This is a genomic window from Rhodococcus sp. R1101 (genome assembly GCF_000278445.1).
Classification (GTDB): Bacteria; Actinomycetota; Actinomycetes; order Mycobacteriales; family Mycobacteriaceae; genus Rhodococcus; species Rhodococcus gordoniae.
On sequence record NZ_AJVB01000625.1, the window covers coordinates 1 to 1876 of the forward strand.

Genomic DNA, 1876 nt, shown 5'->3' on the forward strand with positions numbered 1-1876 from the left:
GCCGGTGCAGCGGCAGATCTGCCCGGAGATCGCCTCGCGGATCGTCGCGTCGTCGGGGTCGGGATCGCGATCGAGCAGCGCCCGGGCGGTGATCATCATTCCCGGGGTGCAGAAGCCGCACTGCAGCCCGTGGCAGCGCACGAATCCTTCCTGCACCGGGTCGAGAACGCCGTCGCGTTCGAGTCCTTCGACAGTGAGCACCTCGTGGCCGGCGACCATGACCGCCAGGGTGGTGCACGACTTCACCGGTTCACCGTCCACGGAGACGACGCACGTTCCGCAATTGCTCGTGTCGCATCCCCAGTGGGTTCCGGTCAGACCGAGGTGGTCGCGCAGGAAATGCACGAGCAGAGTTCGAGGTTCGACGTCGGCGGTGACGTTCTCGCCGTTGACTGTCATCGAGATCTGCATCGGATCACACCCTTTCGGTGGCGCCGAGACGTTCGGCGGCTCGGCGCAGGGCACGCACCGTCAACTCGGACGCGAGGTGACGTTTGTAGGCGGCGGTGCCACGCTGGTCGGTCTCGGGATCGCAGGCCCGCGCGGCTGCGGCGCCGGCCTCTCGGAACAGGTCGTCGGACGGTGGCGCACCCCGCAGCAGGTCGGTGATCGCCGACAATGCCTCGTCGTCGCCGCGCACGGCCGTCAGCCCGACCCGTGCGTCGGTGATCCGCCCTCCCGACGTCCACAGCGCGACACCCGCGGCGGCCACCGCCCAGTCGCCGGTGCGACGCTCGACCTTCTCGTACGCACTGGACCCGGTGCCCTTCCTCGGCAGCCGCACCTCGACGAGCAGTTCGTTCGGGGCGACCGCCGTCTCGTAGGGGCCGAGATGGAAGTCGCGGAAATCGAGCTCGCGCACTCCGCCCGGTCCGCGTACGACACAGGTCGCGCCGAGCACCGCACACACGGTGGACAGATCCTCGGCAGGGTCTGCCTGACACAGCGACCCACCGAGCGTTCCACGATTGCGGACGACGGGATCGGCGATCACTCGCTCGGCATCGCGGAAGATCGGGAAGATCTCGGCGAGTTCGTCGGATTCGAGAAGCCGGCGGTGCCGGACCAGGGCACCGAGGCGCACCAACCCGGGTTCGAACACGATGTGATCGAGTTCGTCCGCGAGATCGTTGATGTCGATCAAGTACTCCGGATTCGCGAGCCGAAGTTTCATCATCGGCAGCAGACTGTGCCCGCCGGCGACGACCCGGGCCCCCTCTCCGTGCCGGTCGAGCAACTCGACGGCGTGATCCACTCCGGTGGCACGCTCGTACTCGAATGGGCCAGGAACCTGCATGAAGAACTCCCGCCATCAGGTGGCGCGGACCGGCTTTCCCCCACCGGCCGCCCACGATTCCCCCTTGGTGCGCCCATAGTAGACCCGAGTCGAGATCGATGCGACGAAACGGACGAATCGGAATCGAATCGTTCTCTCGCGGTTCACGGAGTGTGCCGTAACGCCGCCCTCGTCCGGAGTCCTCGGCGGCGCGAGCGGATAGCGTGGAAGGAGCCGACCGGCGGACCCGACGGGAGCACCACACATATCCATGGACGTGATCAACGAATTCATCATCGGCCAGGCCGCGGCCCTCTGGGTCTATCCGTTGGTCTTCGCCGTGTGCATCCTCGACGGCTTCTTTCCTCCGGTGCCCAGCGAGACCGTCCTGGTGACCCTGGCGTCCCTCTCGGGCTCGACCGGACTTCCCCACCTGTGGATCGTCGTCGCGCTCGCGGCGCTCGGCGCGATCATCGGCGACAACATCGCCTACACGATCGGACGGAAGGTCGGCACGGACCGGTTCCGGTGGATGCGCCGCCCGAAGGCACGAGCCGCTTTCGCGTGGGCGCGGCGCGGACTCGACAAGCGCGGCGCGGC

At 67.7% G+C, this 1876-nt stretch carries 3 protein-coding genes; 1 reads left to right on the forward strand and 2 read right to left on the reverse strand.

Annotated elements, in window-relative coordinates; translation table 11 throughout:
- The coding region (locus tag R1101_RS0122500) for a (2Fe-2S)-binding protein (protein ID WP_016935467.1) at positions 1-411 on the reverse strand (411 nt) is incomplete at its 3' end.
- A gap of 4 nt (positions 412-415) precedes the next feature.
- The gene (locus R1101_RS0122505; protein ID WP_026003600.1) at positions 416-1297 is read right to left on the reverse strand and encodes an FAD binding domain-containing protein; all 882 of its coding nucleotides are present in this window, start codon (positions 1295-1297) and stop codon (positions 416-418) included.
- Positions 1298-1547: 250 nt separating this feature from the next.
- On the opposite strand from R1101_RS0122505, the gene R1101_RS0122510 reads away from it, so the two are divergent.
- Positions 1548-1876 (forward strand): DedA family protein (locus R1101_RS0122510; RefSeq protein ID WP_016935469.1); only part of this gene is annotated, 329 nt, incomplete at its 3' end.